Annotated in this window: 17 protein-coding genes and 1 riboswitch; of the genes, 8 read left to right on the top strand and 9 right to left on the bottom strand. The window is 37.7% G+C overall.

Annotation, left to right across the window (positions count from 1 at the left end):
* Positions 1-245 precede the first annotated feature (245 nt).
* Positions 246-413, bottom strand: coding sequence for a hypothetical protein (locus tag AC2YJL_RS16790; RefSeq protein ID WP_013056129.1), 168 nt, complete (start codon positions 411-413; stop codon positions 246-248).
* Positions 414-524: 111 nt separating this feature from the next.
* Between AC2YJL_RS16790 and AC2YJL_RS16795 the strand changes: the two genes are divergently transcribed.
* The 4 genes from AC2YJL_RS16795 to AC2YJL_RS16810 all read left to right on the top strand — a co-directional run bounded on the left by AC2YJL_RS16795 (position 525) and on the right by AC2YJL_RS16810 (position 4058).
* The gene (locus AC2YJL_RS16795) at positions 525-1070 is read left to right on the top strand and encodes a YhcN/YlaJ family sporulation lipoprotein (RefSeq protein ID WP_016763474.1); all 546 of its coding nucleotides are present in this window, start codon (positions 525-527) and stop codon (positions 1068-1070) included.
* Between the two features lie 292 nt (positions 1071-1362).
* Positions 1363-2841 carry a sodium/proline symporter PutP gene (gene putP, locus AC2YJL_RS16800; protein ID WP_230932098.1) on the top strand — a complete coding sequence of 493 codons (1479 nt, stop codon included), beginning with the start codon at positions 1363-1365 and terminating at the stop codon, positions 2839-2841.
* Between the two features lie 228 nt (positions 2842-3069).
* Complete coding sequence (locus tag AC2YJL_RS16805) at positions 3070-3729, top strand: SIMPL domain-containing protein (protein WP_230932097.1); 660 nt, start codon at positions 3070-3072, stop codon at positions 3727-3729.
* Positions 3730-3791: 62 nt separating this feature from the next.
* Complete coding sequence (locus AC2YJL_RS16810) at positions 3792-4058, top strand: hypothetical protein (protein ID WP_230932096.1); 267 nt, start codon at positions 3792-3794, stop codon at positions 4056-4058.
* A 37-nt stretch (positions 4059-4095) separates the two neighbouring features.
* Here AC2YJL_RS16810 and AC2YJL_RS16815 read toward each other — a convergent pair whose 3' ends face one another.
* From AC2YJL_RS16815 to AC2YJL_RS16835, 5 genes are all read right to left on the bottom strand, one after another.
* A complete protein-coding gene (locus AC2YJL_RS16815; RefSeq protein ID WP_014460952.1) occupies positions 4096-5277 on the bottom strand; it encodes a trans-sulfuration enzyme family protein in 1182 nt (393 codons plus the stop codon).
* A complete protein-coding gene (locus tag AC2YJL_RS16820; protein ID WP_034653411.1) occupies positions 5261-6406 on the bottom strand; it encodes a trans-sulfuration enzyme family protein in 1146 nt (381 codons plus the stop codon). The genes AC2YJL_RS16815 and AC2YJL_RS16820 overlap by 17 nt, the downstream gene beginning before the upstream one ends.
* 71 nt (positions 6407-6477) lie before the next feature.
* A riboswitch (SAM riboswitch) is annotated at positions 6478-6595 on the bottom strand.
* Between the two features lie 166 nt (positions 6596-6761).
* Positions 6762-7424 (bottom strand): hypothetical protein, encoded by a 663-nt coding sequence (locus AC2YJL_RS16825; RefSeq protein ID WP_028407978.1) that lies wholly within the window; start codon positions 7422-7424, stop codon positions 6762-6764.
* Positions 7425-7493: 69 nt separating this feature from the next.
* Positions 7494-8522 carry a spore coat protein gene (locus tag AC2YJL_RS16830; RefSeq protein ID WP_407819228.1) on the bottom strand — a complete coding sequence of 343 codons (1029 nt, stop codon included), beginning with the start codon at positions 8520-8522 and terminating at the stop codon, positions 7494-7496.
* Positions 8523-8751: 229 nt separating this feature from the next.
* Positions 8752-9837: a CotH kinase family protein gene (locus AC2YJL_RS16835; RefSeq protein ID WP_195695003.1), complete on the bottom strand. Its 1086-nt coding sequence runs from the start codon at positions 9835-9837 to the stop codon at positions 8752-8754.
* A 171-nt stretch (positions 9838-10008) separates the two neighbouring features.
* On the opposite strand from AC2YJL_RS16835, the gene AC2YJL_RS16840 reads away from it, so the two are divergent.
* Together AC2YJL_RS16840 and AC2YJL_RS16845 are read left to right on the top strand one after the other, a co-directional pair.
* Complete coding sequence (locus AC2YJL_RS16840; RefSeq protein ID WP_487374815.1) at positions 10009-10443, top strand: CotG/ExsB N-terminal domain-containing protein; 435 nt, start codon at positions 10009-10011, stop codon at positions 10441-10443.
* Between the two features lie 145 nt (positions 10444-10588).
* Positions 10589-10735 carry a hypothetical protein gene (locus AC2YJL_RS16845; protein ID WP_195695005.1) on the top strand — a complete coding sequence of 49 codons (147 nt, stop codon included), beginning with the start codon at positions 10589-10591 and terminating at the stop codon, positions 10733-10735.
* 31 nt (positions 10736-10766) lie between these two features.
* Here the strand turns inward: AC2YJL_RS16845 and AC2YJL_RS16850 are convergent, their stop codons facing one another.
* A complete protein-coding gene (locus AC2YJL_RS16850) occupies positions 10767-11180 on the bottom strand; it encodes a YppG family protein (RefSeq protein ID WP_013056116.1) in 414 nt (137 codons plus the stop codon).
* 229 nt (positions 11181-11409) lie between these two features.
* Between AC2YJL_RS16850 and AC2YJL_RS16855 the strand changes: the two genes are divergently transcribed.
* Positions 11410-11604 (top strand): YppF family protein, encoded by a 195-nt coding sequence (locus tag AC2YJL_RS16855; protein WP_013056115.1) that lies wholly within the window; start codon positions 11410-11412, stop codon positions 11602-11604.
* A 125-nt stretch (positions 11605-11729) separates the two neighbouring features.
* Complete coding sequence (locus AC2YJL_RS16860; protein WP_013056114.1) at positions 11730-11900, top strand: hypothetical protein; 171 nt, start codon at positions 11730-11732, stop codon at positions 11898-11900.
* A 390-nt stretch (positions 11901-12290) separates the two neighbouring features.
* Here AC2YJL_RS16860 and AC2YJL_RS16865 read toward each other — a convergent pair whose 3' ends face one another.
* Positions 12291-12641 (bottom strand): YppE family protein, encoded by a 351-nt coding sequence (locus AC2YJL_RS16865; protein WP_013056113.1) that lies wholly within the window; start codon positions 12639-12641, stop codon positions 12291-12293.
* A gap of 45 nt (positions 12642-12686) precedes the next feature.
* Positions 12687-12941 carry a hypothetical protein gene (locus AC2YJL_RS16870; RefSeq protein WP_050690691.1) on the bottom strand — a complete coding sequence of 85 codons (255 nt, stop codon included), beginning with the start codon at positions 12939-12941 and terminating at the stop codon, positions 12687-12689.
* Positions 12942-12949: the final 8 nt, after the last annotated feature.

Below are 12949 nucleotides of genomic sequence, written 5' to 3' on the forward strand. Positions count from 1 at the left end.
TCTATATTTACATTTATACCGTAAATAAAAAATTCACATATTATAAAAGAGACCTACGCGAAGTAGATCTCCTTTATAACAAGTGAATTTTCACTAAATCTAATTCGAGTGTATGGTCAAAAGTAGTATTCATTACATTTATTAAATTTGGTTGCGTTTACATTATACTATACCTATATGTAGAATGCAAATATTGGGCCATTCTTAACATATGGCTCATCCGTTTTGCAAAATATTTATCTTCCTTACGTCAACATGTTATCAATGTGGGCGTCGATAATTTCTTTGCGTTTATTTTGCAGGGTCTCAAATAATAGCTTAGCTTCTTCTGAAGTTAGTGCAAATGTTGTTGTTTCTTCATGGTTTTCTTCTTTTGTATGAAGCACAAATATGCTTTGTTGAATTCCACTCATACATATTCCTCCTTTTTCGATAGTATAGGCTTTTTTATATTTTTCATGTATGCTTCACACGTTTTTAACAAATTATAAGAAAGGTTAAAACTTATAAGGAGTGATACTATCATGAAGAAATCGTTTTTGTTTGTTGTAGGCTGCATGACGACCCTTTCTTTATTCGGCTGCAGCACAGCAGATCAAGGTAAAGATGGCGTCATTGATGATGATACAGTCCGCAACGTCACATATGAAAATGGGAACAATAAAACGAAAATGAATGACGTAAACGATACGCAAGACGTACAGCGTAACGAAAAAGAACAGTATAATCAGTCCGGCGGAATGAGAGTAGCCGATGTGGCGGCTGATCGTATCGTAGCGTTAAAAAACGTAAAAGATGCTAATGTCATCGTAACCGATCATACAGCTTATGTGGCCGCTGTATTAGACGACAACAAAGAAGGTAATCTTACAAAAGATATGGAGCATAAAATCGCACACGAAGTAAGAAAAGCAGACGGTAGTGTTCATCGAGTATTTGTTTCAACAAACCCTGACTTTGTAAACCGTATGAACGGATATGTGGACAAGCTCCAAACAGGTAAACCAGTTTCTGGACTGTTTGACGAGTTTTCAGAAGTTGTTCGACGCGTGTTCCCGAATTCACGCTAATATACATGAATGTCAAAAGAGCATTTTATAAAATGCTCTTTTCATTTTACCTATTGCATAAAATATTGCATAAAAAGTGCGCTTATAAGTTTCTGAATATTTTTATTTTATTTTATTTTGAAAACGATTTCATTTCTTTATTATAGAGGGATAGGGGATTTTCGCCTCATGTATTTTACGGTTTTGTGGGTTGATAGTAAGGGAAAAGTTTGTTAGTTTTAGGAACCATAAGATGTTTGCATGGCGAGTAGTGCTCGTTTCATGCATAAAAAATGCATAAAGGGGAGATTTCGTGGATATTGGTGTTTATATTTCACTGGGCATTTATTTTGTAGGAATGCTTGGAATAGGATGGTATGCCTACACAAAAACAACTCAAGACGTATCGGGTTACATGCTAGGCGGACGCGGACTAGGTCCGGCTGTTACTGCGCTTTCAGCAGGTGCTTCAGATATGAGTGGATGGATGTTAATGGGTCTTCCGGGATCCATGTATGTGACAGGTCTTTCAAGTTTATGGCTTGCAGTAGGTTTATCTATTGGTGCGTATTTAAATTATTTAATCCTCGCTCCGCGTCTTCGCACTTATACGGAAGTAGCGAATGACTCCATTACAATTCCGGACTTTTTTGAAAATCGCTTTGGCGACCATGCCAAGGTTCTTCGAACAGTATCAGCGATTGTTATCTTTATTTTCTTCACTCTTTACACTTCAGCTGGTATGGTATCAGGCGGACGATTGTTCGAATCGGCATTTGGTGTGAATTATCAAATTGGCTTATTTGTAACAGCATCTGTTGTTATTGCCTACACCCTTTTCGGTGGATTTTTAGCCGTTAGTTTAACAGATTTTGTTCAAGGTGTTATTATGTTTCTTGCCTTAGTTTTAGTACCTATTGTAGCTTTCACCAATGTTGGAGGCGTTAACACAACAATAGATATTGTACAGGACATTAATCCAGCATATCTTGACATTTTTAAAGGTACGACCGTTTTAGGTATTATATCTTTCTTAGCCTGGGGACTTGGCTATTTCGGACAGCCTCATATTATCGTTCGCTTTATGGCTATCTCTTCTGTTAAGGAGTTAAAACCCGCCCGTCGTATTGGAATGAGCTGGATGATTATTTCTATTATTGGTGCTATGCTGACAGGACTTGTTGGGATTGCATATGTAGAAAAAACAGGTATGAAACTAGCAGATCCTGAAACTATTTTTATTAAATTTGCGGATATACTCTTCAATCCGTTAATTACTGGATTCTTATATGCAGCTTTACTAGCGGCAATTATGAGTACCATTTCTTCTCAGCTGCTTGTAACGGCAAGCTCTGTTACAGAAGACTTTTATAAAACATTTTTCCGACGCAAGGCCTCTGACAAAGAGCTTGTGACGGTTGGAAGAGCTGCGGTTTTAGGTGTTGCAATTATTGGCATTTTGCTTTCTTTAAAACCTAGTGATACGATTTTAGGGCTGGTTGGATATGCTTGGGCTGGATTTGGTTCAGCTTTTGGTCCTGCTATTTTACTAAGTCTTTACTGGAAGCGTATGACTCGATGGGGAGCACTTGCAGGGATGATTGTAGGTGCTGCTACAGTATTAATTTGGGTAAATACTCCATTGAAAGATGCCCTTTACGAAATGATTCCTGGGTTCTTTTTAAGCTTATTAGCTGTTGTTATTGTAAGTTTACTAACAAAGAAACCGTCAAACGATGTTCAAAATCAATTCATTGAAATGAAAGAAATATTAATTAAAGAATCGAAATAAACAAAAAGAAGCTGAAGAAAAGTACGTTAGTTGAAGGAAGATCCGAACGAATTTGATTCTTGATGAAGAATCAAATTCGTTCGGATTTTTTTATTGGTATGGTGAATGTAGATTTCATGTATGTAGGTGCTTCTAGCGTTTGATTTAGTTATGTCTCAATCTCTTTTTGTTTTTAATCTCCTTTTCTTATCATATATATACTAAAGATCAATAAAGGAGGTTTTTGGTATGCAACATTCTTATTTCCCTTATGAACCTACACAGCAACTGCGCGTAGATACACAAAATAGAGAAATTAAAGTAACTGGTGAAGGAAGTGCTTCAGCCATTCCAAATGAAATTTCCATGACGATTGGAACGCGCACGGAAAACCGAGATGTTCAAGAAGCCTTAAAAGAAAATTCAGCTGTTTCAAATACTCTGCTGCAAGAGATAAAAAAACTTGGAATCAATGACCAGCAAATTGAAACAGCTTCGTTCACTATAAATCCTAAATATGATTACAGCGATGGAAAATCGATTCTTATAGGATACGAAGTACAGCACTTATTTAGAGTAAGAGTACAAGATGTAAAACAAGCTGGCGATGTTTATAACGCTACGTTTTCAAGCGGAGCCAACGTAGCGCAAGATCTTCAATTCCACGTTACAAATGATGATAAATATGAACAAGAAGCGATAAGCAAAGCTTTGCTTAACGCTAAAGAAAAGGCCTTTACCATTGCCAACACGCTGCAGCTCCCTATTAACCAAATTCCTATTTTAATCGAAGAAGGACCTGTCTATCAGTCATCTGGCTCCTCGCCTAAGTTATTAGCAGCCTCTCCCCCTATTCAAGCTCAGTCCTTGATTGTATCTGCTTCTGTAAAAGTTACGTACACGTATTAATACTTGTGGTAAACTATAGATTATTATAATGAAGAAACTAATCTAAAGGAGCTCTTTGCACAATGACTTCTGAACATTTACTAGCAGCTTATCAAACCCTATGGTTGAACCGTTCGTTCGCTTCTAAACAAGCCATGACAAGTGAAGATCAGCTTCACGAAGCCATTATGAAAGATTTAAAAGATGAAATGACTCATCCACGCGTCCGGCAAACACCGTATGTAAAATATCACCTTGGCATAAAAAGAATTCTAAACAGCAGTCTTTCCTCTGATGAAAAAGTTGCGCTTGCGTCCCTATACACAAACCTTTTAGATAGCTGTGTATAACGATAAAAAAGGACTTCCTTGACGGAAGTCCTTTTCCTTATTTAATTAACGCTTTTTCTTCTAAGCTTTGAAAAACAGCGTTAAAGTCTTGCTTCAAATCCTCAAATTCCTCTAACCCTACTGAAAGGCGAAGGAGTGAATCAGTAATTCCTTTTTCTTCACGTACTTCTTTTGGGATACTTGCATGAGACATTGTTGCAGGATGCGTTAGAATGGATTCAACTGCACCTAGACTAACGCCAATTGAAGCTAATTTGACTCCTTGTAAAATATGTCGTGCTACTTTTTCATCCTGTACTTGGAAAGAAATCATAGCTCCGTATCCATTTGCTTGTTCTGAAATCAGTTTGTGATCTGGATGACTTTTTAAGCCCGGGTAGTATACACGGCTCACTAGAGATTGTTCTTCAAGCCATTTTGCAAACTGTAGCGCTGTTTTTAACTGCTGATCTAAACGAACTTTTAATGTCTTAATTCCTCGAAGCAGTAAAAAACAATCCTGCGGTCCCAAGATAGCACCAAAAGCATTTTGTACAAACTTTACTTCTTCTGCTAGCTTTTCATCGCTTACTACAACTAAACCGCCAATGACGTCACTGTGGCCGCTGATGTATTTTGTAGCACTATGAATCACAATGTTTACACCAAGGTCAATCGGCTGCTGTAGATAAGGTGTTAAAAACGTGTTATCCACAATTGTAAGGAGATTGCGCTCCTTCGCCAAACTTGCTACTGCTTTAATATCCGTTACCTGTAAAAATGGATTTGAAGGGCTTTCGATATAAATGGCCTTCGTATCTTTTGTGATAGCTTCTTCTACTTTCTCAACCTTCGTTGTATCAACAAAAGTTGTTTTGATACCAAACTTTGAAAATAATCGTGTTAATACACGATATGTCCCGCCGTACGTATCATGTGAAACTAAAATTTCATCCCCTGATTCAAAAATAGATAACACCGATGAGATAGCAGCCATACCTGATGAAAAAGCAAAACCAGCGTATCCATTTTCTAGCTGAGCAATGGTGTTTTCTAAAGCCTCACGAGTTGGATTTCCTGAACGAGAATAGTCATAGCGGCCGTTGTTCGTCTCATCTTCTTGGTTAAATGTAGATACCTGATAAATAGGTACGTTAACCGCTCCAAAATGACCGTCAATTCCTGTATTTGCATGAATTAAGTTCGTTCCAAATCTATGTTTATTATTGTTGGTATGCATCAAATGCCTCCTTCAAATCTTTAATTAAATCATCTGCGTGCTCAATTCCAACTGATAATCGCAGTAAACAGTTTGTTACTCCGACACGATTTCGAATTTCCTCCGGAATATCAGCATGTGTTTGACGAGCTGGGAATGTCATTAAACTTTCCACGCCTCCTAAGCTTTCTGCAAATGTAATAACTTTGACATTTTCTAAAAGTACTGACACGATGTCAGGGTGTGAGACAGCAAAAGAAATCATGCCTCCAAATCCAGTTGCTTGTTTCTTCATGATTTCATAGCCTGGATGTGTTTCAAGACCAGGGTAATACACTTTTTCCACGAGATCATGAGCAGTAAGCCAATTTGCAATTTTCAGTGCGTTTTCATTATGCTTTTCCATACGAAGCGCTAGCGTTTTAACACCGCGTAATAACAACCAGCTGTCCTGTGGACCTAAGATTGCCCCCGCTGCATTTTGATAAAAACGAATTTTCTCTCCTAAGCTACTACATCGAGCCACTACAAGACCAGCAACTACATCATTATGACCCCCAATGTATTTGCTTGCGCTATGTATCACAATATCTGCTCCAAGCTCTAAAGGACGCTGATAATAAGGCGACATGAAGGTATTGTCAACGATAGTAAGCAAATCATGCTGTTTAGCTAACGCAATTGCTTCTGGCAAATCAGTCACGTGCATCATTGGATTCGTAGGTGTTTCAATAAATAAAGCTTTTGTATTAGGACGAAGCGCATCTTTTACTTGTTCGAGATGGGCTGTGTTGACGTACGAAACAGTAATTCCTTGCTCTGAAAAGATTTCATTTAGTACTCGGTACGTTCCTCCGTATAAATCCTCTGATACAATTAAATGATCTCCGTTTTTAAATAGTGCTAAAACTGCCATTACACCCGCCATTCCTGAAGCGAATGCTACTCCTACTTCTCCTTTTTCCAAAGCAGCAATTGCTTCTTCCAATGCTGTACGAGTAGGGTTTGCCGTACGTGCATAGTCAAATCCTGTACTTTGCCCTAAAGCAGGATGAGCAAATGTTGATGCTTGGTAAATGGGTGTTGTAATAGAACCTGTTGAAGGGTCACGACCTACTCCTGAACGAACTAATAAAGTTTCAATTTTCATCTATTTCTCTCCTTAACTCAAAATAAAAAACACTCTTCACAGATGGAAGAGTGTTCGTTTATACACGATTTCTCTCATCTGTTAGAACAATACTGATGTTCCACAGGAATTAGCACCGTTCAAATGAATGTTTCATTTGATGGTTGCCGGGCATCGCAGGGCCAGTCCCTCCGCCACTCTTGATAAGAGTTCTATATAATTGTTGGTGGTTAACGTTTGTTGTTAATAACTTTAATAAAGATTTTCTTTATTGTCAACATAATTTTCTAAAAAATTTAAATCATCTCATTTGTTTATTCAATATACTTGTCCTGATAAGCACATAAAAAAAGAGACGAAAGCGAGGTCTCTTTTTCTAAGGCAAGTGCACAGATTTCACGTGAGCTAACTTCCAATACATACTTTCTCCATTTGCCGTAATTAGTTCAACAATATTATTAGAAACTTCTTTAAGTACGCCAATTTTTTCTGATTGATCCCCTAAATCTAATACGACCAGCTGATTTTCATATTTTTTAAGCTGCTCTTCAAAGTTTCTGACAAAAGGTGCAGAGGCAGGTCTTACTGGGAGCTCTTTGTCACTTAAAGAATAAGGGGTTAACTCATTGCTGTAAGGGGTAAGCCATTTCAAATGATGCAGAGAAACAAAGACATTTTTATACACTGGAGAATAAAACACGAGATAATCATTCAGCACGCTTGTAATATAGCCATGCAATGATTTCCCTCCCGTTACATAAATTTCAATAAATTTCCCTTTTGCCTGCTGTAAAATATTACGGTAAGAAATTCGCTGACTTTCTTCTATTAAGTTCTCTTCTATTTCACGTAAAACCGTATAGTCTTCTTCAGATACTTCCCGCAAACCATGCATGTGTAAAAGAGGAATATACAAATAATCATGTCCATTATACAAAACCATAATATCTAATCCAAGATCAATAAGTCTGCCAACAAATGTCGTTTTACCTGAAATATCTAACTCCACAATTTTATTGATATAATGATTCATACTCATTCTCATTCTCCTCCTTTTTCCCATATGATAGAAAAGGTGCTTTATAAGCACCTTTTATGTTCCATTTCATCATGCTTTCCAACGATAATTTTTCGTTTTAATAACTTTCTCAGCCGGTGTTGAAGAGCGTGAACCCGTACGGCGTCCTCGAGAACGATCGTCTGTGCGTCCACCCGTGCGGCGTCCTGTACGTCCACCTGTACGTTCTCCCGTACGGCTTCCTGTACGTTCTTCTGTAGACTTTGCAGCTTCAGTCTCTCCATTTTCTTCTGTTTCTTCATTATTTTGATTGTTATCGTTTTGTTTAAAAGCCCCTTTTGCTCCTACACAAATGGTTTTAACGTGTCTTGGCTGTAAGCGTAATACTTGATTATTCTGCACAAGTGTAAATGTACCATTTCGGCTTTGTACTAACACGCCCTCTACAGCTTCAGGTCCTCCATTATTGATTGATACCCATTTATGAGAAAGGTGGGCAAAAAGATCGTTAAAGCTTTTGGATTTCATATATTCTGGTTCTTGGCTCACTAAGAGTTCATTTGCAGATTGATTAGTTTGATCTCCATCGTTGTTTTGATATTCACTCACACTCTTAACGTGTTCAGTATTAATATAGATGACACCGTCGTCTTCTGTGAGTAGTACTATATAAGCAGATTCAAATGAACCTAAGACATCAAGAAGCTGACCTGCTTTTTTCTCCGGTCCACCTTGGTTAACCTGCACATATTTAGTTTTCATCAATGATAAAGTTGTAGCAAAAGTTTTCCCTCGATATAATTCTAATTCTGCGCTAATTCCAGTAAACGTTTGTGCCGAATTTGACATAGTATCTTCAGTGATACTTTTTACATGCGCTAAGTGATAATATACAAGTGTATATTCTTGTTGATTATTATTTTGGTTGTTTTGATTGTTTTGGTTGTCATTTTCACCATTATTGTTATTATTGTTATTGTTGCTTTCCACTGCTAAGATTAAATAATCTGATTGCACGTCAACCAAATAACCTGTTTTAGATTCAGGTCCTCCACGATAAACGGTCACCACTCTTCCTTTTAGGGGTTTGAAGTGAGAAGAATAGCCTTTATCAGGCATTTGTATATTTTGGCTGCGTTTTTCGCTTGATTTTTGGCGCGGATTTTGATTTTGCCCTTGTTCTTGGCCATAGTAATAGTTACTCATTGTTTTTCCTCCTTATTAGTTATCCTTATTGGTCATCCATACTGTATATATACGTATCATGTACAGCTATTGATTTCCTGCATTTGCCTATTATTAACAAAATCCACTGTTGCCTATAAATTTCCTATAAATCTATCTCTTTTTAAAGAGTCAAAAGGTTATTTTCAATATACGCTGTTCGTTCTTTTATAAAAGACAGCATAAATTCGGGTTCTTTATAAAATTGCTCCAAGTTATCTTTTACGTAAGGATCTTTTAATACATAAGGAGCAATATACTCATGCAGTTGATAAATGATTGGTTTCATGTATTCTATTGTGAATTGATTATTTAGAACATTGTTCATTTTTTGAATATATCGCTTTTTAATGCTGTTTACCGCCAGTAAGCGAGCTGTAAGCGTATTAAATCCTTGTGCGCGGACATAGTCTCCTTCCATTACTTTTCCATTTACATCTCTTCCCCAAGTTGCATCATAATCCCATGGAATTAGTTCAAAGCGCCCGCTTTCATGATTTAGATAGAGGGCATAGTTATGGACAAAACCGTCGTAATTCTGCATACAAATAATACCGACTAACCAAGATAAGTAGCGGTCGACGTTCAGATACTTCTCAATATTCTGTTCGAATTCCGTATTTGTCCACGTATTAAGATTAAATATAAACTTTTCTAATTTTTCCTCATCCCCTTCTTTCACTGCTTTATCTTCATATCCAGATAACAAAGTTGTTTTCGGCCTTTTATCCAAATCGCTCATCAAAGAAAAATTAGCATCTCCGTCCACTGCATAAAATATGGATCCATCCGCTAAATTTCTTTTTTTCAAAAATAGTTCATCTACCGATTCGAGCTGAAGATATATTCCTTCATTTTTCCCATTAATCTTAAGGGTGACAAACTGAGAATGAGGAGATAAAACGTCTAAAGAGGAGAAAAAATCGAGGGACAATTTGTTGCGCATAAGCGATGGATCTTTGTATTCAGCGTTTAGGTGTATTTCTTTGGCTCGCTGAAATATTTTTGGAGAATAAAATTCAATATAATATGACTTTTTTTTCATCTTCCGAATGTGGGAGCCTCTTAGCAGCAAATCAATATCGTAGCGTTTTTTGTTAAACTTCATCGTTGCCTGAACCGCTTCTTCTGACCAAATATCTCTTTGTATTTCCTTTAAATCTTTTACATTCACAAACAGAGCGTATTGAGGGATTTCTTTTTGCTTCATTATTCGACCACCTTTCTTCAATTATTAAAGTATATGAAGGGTAAATTCTCCATGATACCCCACCTCATCAACTATTTGCGCAAACTCCACTTTTGACTCATATCAAGGACAAGCATCAGCGCGTATTCTATTAATGCAAGACCTAGTCCAATTGACAAGGAGGTTTTTGTATTGCATATTACACCTGAAAAAATTAAAGAGGCTGCTGAAGCCCTAGAATGTACAGAACTGAAATCTTTTATGTTTCAAGAGCCAACTGCCGGTCCACTAACAAAGCCGCGTCGCTCTTCTCGTAGCACTGGCCGCAGCACTCGCGGCTCTCGTCGTTCTACTCGCCGCTCTCATCGTTCTACTCGCCGTTCTACTCACCGCTCTCGTCGTTCTACTCGCCGCTCTCGCCGTTCTACTCGCCGCTCTCGCCGTTCTACTCGCCGTTCACGTCGTTCTTCTCGCCGCTCTCGTCGTTCTACTCGCCGCTCTCGCCGTTCTACTCGCCGTTCACGTCGTTCTTCTCGCCGCTCTCGTCGTTCTTCTCGCCGCTCTCGTCGTTCTACTCGCCGCTCTCGTCGTTCTACTCGCCGCTCTCGTCGTTCTCGCCGTTCTTAATTTTTTAAATACTCATCTTTATTGCAAAAAAAAAGCCGAAGAACCATGAGTGTCTTCGGCGTTTTTTTCCACTTATAAAAGGGGGACATTGGGAAATATACTAAGATGGGATGTTCTTCATTTTACATAGAGAAGGAGATGTTTTATGAAAAAAAGCAAGCATCAAATTTCAACTTCATCAACAACAGATATCGAAGAAGTCAAACGTTTAAATGCTCAGTCTGGATTAACTTACAATGAAGTATTTACACTTCTTGGAGAAACCTATTTTAAAAATCAAAAGAAGAAATAATAAGCAGGGACTAGAAAATACCTTCTAGTCCTTATACTTTGAAAATCCCGGAAAACCCTTTTACTAGGGACGTTAATTGGTTCATGGCTCCCATCATCTGCCCCGCAGTATTCATCATCTTGTTCATATCGTAATTGCCATCACTCGATTTAAACTGAGACATTAATGACTGAAATTGAGAAGGCTGAGGCTTTTGTTGCTGAGCTTTAGGATATGGATTAAAAGGCGCACCTGCATTATTGTACATGGGCTGCTGGTACATTCCGTTCATATAGGGAATTTGCTGAGGACCAAAAGGCATTTGTTGCTGAGCGTACGGATGTTGCGGCATATAAGCTTCCGTCCATGGCTGCTGATGATACTGCGGAAATGGATGTACCTGACTTAAATCAAAACGTTCTGGTTGATGTTGCTCATAATACGGATAATGCTTACTTGTATACATGCAAAATCAATACCTCCTTTTTAATATTACATAATATATAGTATGTATGCAGAAATAAGAGGTGACGTTCGTCTACTTGTACTTTTGGAAAACACATTCAAAAATATGTAGGTTTCTGTCGAAAGTTTAAATTTTTCAAAAAAACGAGATTATTTAAATATATGGTACGATAAGAACAAGTGATACTACAATACGTAGTGGCACAAACGGGGATTAGGAGGGAATTTACATGTATGTGAACGAACTTCAAGAAGCTTTTATTGCGGTGAAACAGTATGAGCCGCAGTCAAGTAATGAATTACTCGATTTTGCTCAGCAGCAGTATTTAAAAGGTTTTTTAACTCCTATGAATTACAAAGCCGCTGTACGTGAACTCGAACAAATTGGAGCTACTAAGCCCGATTTTAGTGCACAAGACGATTAATTTTTTTACTACCACCGAGAAATCGGTGGTTTCTTTGTTTCCTGTAAAGTGGACACATACTTCTTTTTTGACTTGTTTATACTATAAAAGCTTTAACGTAGTATTCAATAAAGGAGGTCTATCTCATGAGTCGCGGAAAACATTTTGATCATAAAAAGCAAGGACAAAGTGCAGTAACTAAAACAAATAACGCCGTTGCTTCTAAACATACTGAAAAAGTTGATTATCATATCGATACAGTCGCTTCACAAGATCACCCAGCTGTTTCTATCCAATCTCAAAAAGATTTTGATTAACTTTTTGATTGATATGATAAAAAGAGGCTGGGACGTAACAAAATGATTTCAATCTAGAGACGAACAAATGGGATACATGAGCTGAACCGCTTATGACACCGCAGTTGATCTCCGTGCAAGGCTTCGTTTTCTGCGGCCGCTGAGCCTCCTCGCCGCTTTCGCTATGCGGGGTCTCATCTGTTCCGCTTTTCCCGCAGGAGTCTTCGCCTTGCCCTCCAATCAACTGCTAGAAAGAACAAAACAAATGAAACCTATGCCTCTTATCAAAAAAACGAACTACGAATCAAAATTTTTGATCGATAGTTCGTTTTTTAATTCGTGTAAAATACTTTTGTCACAATCTCACACATAGAAAATCCCCACCTTGTAGATCTTAACGGAAGGCCGGGATTAATTATTCAATATCGACTCGAGCACATACTTATTTGAGTGATACATCTTTTTAAATCGCTTTTCTCGCGTCTCGGGATAAAATGACTGTAGTACAACGTTTTGTAAATTTTCTTTTAACGTCTCTACTTGATTAACATGAATATATTTTGGTCGCTCTTTCTTCAGCCATTCCGTTACGAGACTAGCCCATTCATCAAGTTCTTTGAAGAAAATATCTCCATAAGGCTTTACTTCTTCAAAAAATTTCACTTCATAATTTTCTTCCTGTTGAATAGACGCTAATCGCTCTACAGCTACTTCATTATATTGAAACATGATCTCCGTACTTTTTTTCACATCTTCATTCATCGTTATTCGTCACCTCTACGATGACTATTGTAACATAAACAGTCTTTATACTGTATGAAGAACCATTTCTCTTCGGCTTCTATTCCATTCTGTTTCGGAAGGCATGCTTTCATACACAGCTACTTCAATTTCTTGCAGTGATTGGTCAATGCGATGAACTTGTTCCATATATGTTTCTTCACAATGTGTAAATGCTTCATTTATAGATGTAGACATCGTTTTATCGACTAAATCTACTTGCTCTAGTAAGCTATCTAATAAAGTTATCATTTCGCTTGTTTTAACCATACTTTGTTTCATCGCCATCC

The sequence above is a fragment of the Priestia sp. SRI_019 genome (genome assembly GCF_057586255.1).

Excerpts from the sequence above, each read along its gene's own strand:
- AC2YJL_RS16815 (WP_014460952.1), bottom strand. The coding sequence starts at position 5,277 with ATGCATACCAACAATAATAAACATAGATTTGGAACGAACTTAATTCAT.
- AC2YJL_RS16825 (WP_028407978.1), bottom strand. The coding sequence starts at position 7,424 with ATGAGTATGAATCATTATATCAATAAAATTGTGGAGTTAGATATTTCA.
- AC2YJL_RS16805 (WP_230932097.1), top strand. The coding sequence starts at position 3,070 with ATGCAACATTCTTATTTCCCTTATGAACCTACACAGCAACTGCGCGTA.
- AC2YJL_RS16810 (WP_230932096.1), top strand. The coding sequence starts at position 3,792 with ATGACTTCTGAACATTTACTAGCAGCTTATCAAACCCTATGGTTGAAC.
- AC2YJL_RS16855 (WP_013056115.1), top strand. The coding sequence starts at position 11,410 with ATGTATGTGAACGAACTTCAAGAAGCTTTTATTGCGGTGAAACAGTAT.
- AC2YJL_RS16845 (WP_195695005.1), top strand. The coding sequence starts at position 10,589 with ATGAAAAAAAGCAAGCATCAAATTTCAACTTCATCAACAACAGATATC.
- AC2YJL_RS16865 (WP_013056113.1), bottom strand. The coding sequence starts at position 12,641 with ATGAATGAAGATGTGAAAAAAAGTACGGAGATCATGTTTCAATATAAT.
- AC2YJL_RS16795 (WP_016763474.1), top strand. The coding sequence starts at position 525 with ATGAAGAAATCGTTTTTGTTTGTTGTAGGCTGCATGACGACCCTTTCT.
- AC2YJL_RS16870 (WP_050690691.1), bottom strand. The coding sequence starts at position 12,941 with ATGAAACAAAGTATGGTTAAAACAAGCGAAATGATAACTTTATTAGAT.
- AC2YJL_RS16850 (WP_013056116.1), bottom strand. The coding sequence starts at position 11,180 with ATGTATACAAGTAAGCATTATCCGTATTATGAGCAACATCAACCAGAA.
- AC2YJL_RS16860 (WP_013056114.1), top strand. The coding sequence starts at position 11,730 with ATGAGTCGCGGAAAACATTTTGATCATAAAAAGCAAGGACAAAGTGCA.
- AC2YJL_RS16830 (WP_407819228.1), bottom strand. The coding sequence starts at position 8,522 with ATGCCTGATAAAGGCTATTCTTCTCACTTCAAACCCCTAAAAGGAAGA.
- AC2YJL_RS16820 (WP_034653411.1), bottom strand. The coding sequence starts at position 6,406 with ATGAAAATTGAAACTTTATTAGTTCGTTCAGGAGTAGGTCGTGACCCT.
- AC2YJL_RS16835 (WP_195695003.1), bottom strand. The coding sequence starts at position 9,837 with ATGAAGCAAAAAGAAATCCCTCAATACGCTCTGTTTGTGAATGTAAAA.
- AC2YJL_RS16790 (WP_013056129.1), bottom strand. The coding sequence starts at position 413 with ATGAGTGGAATTCAACAAAGCATATTTGTGCTTCATACAAAAGAAGAA.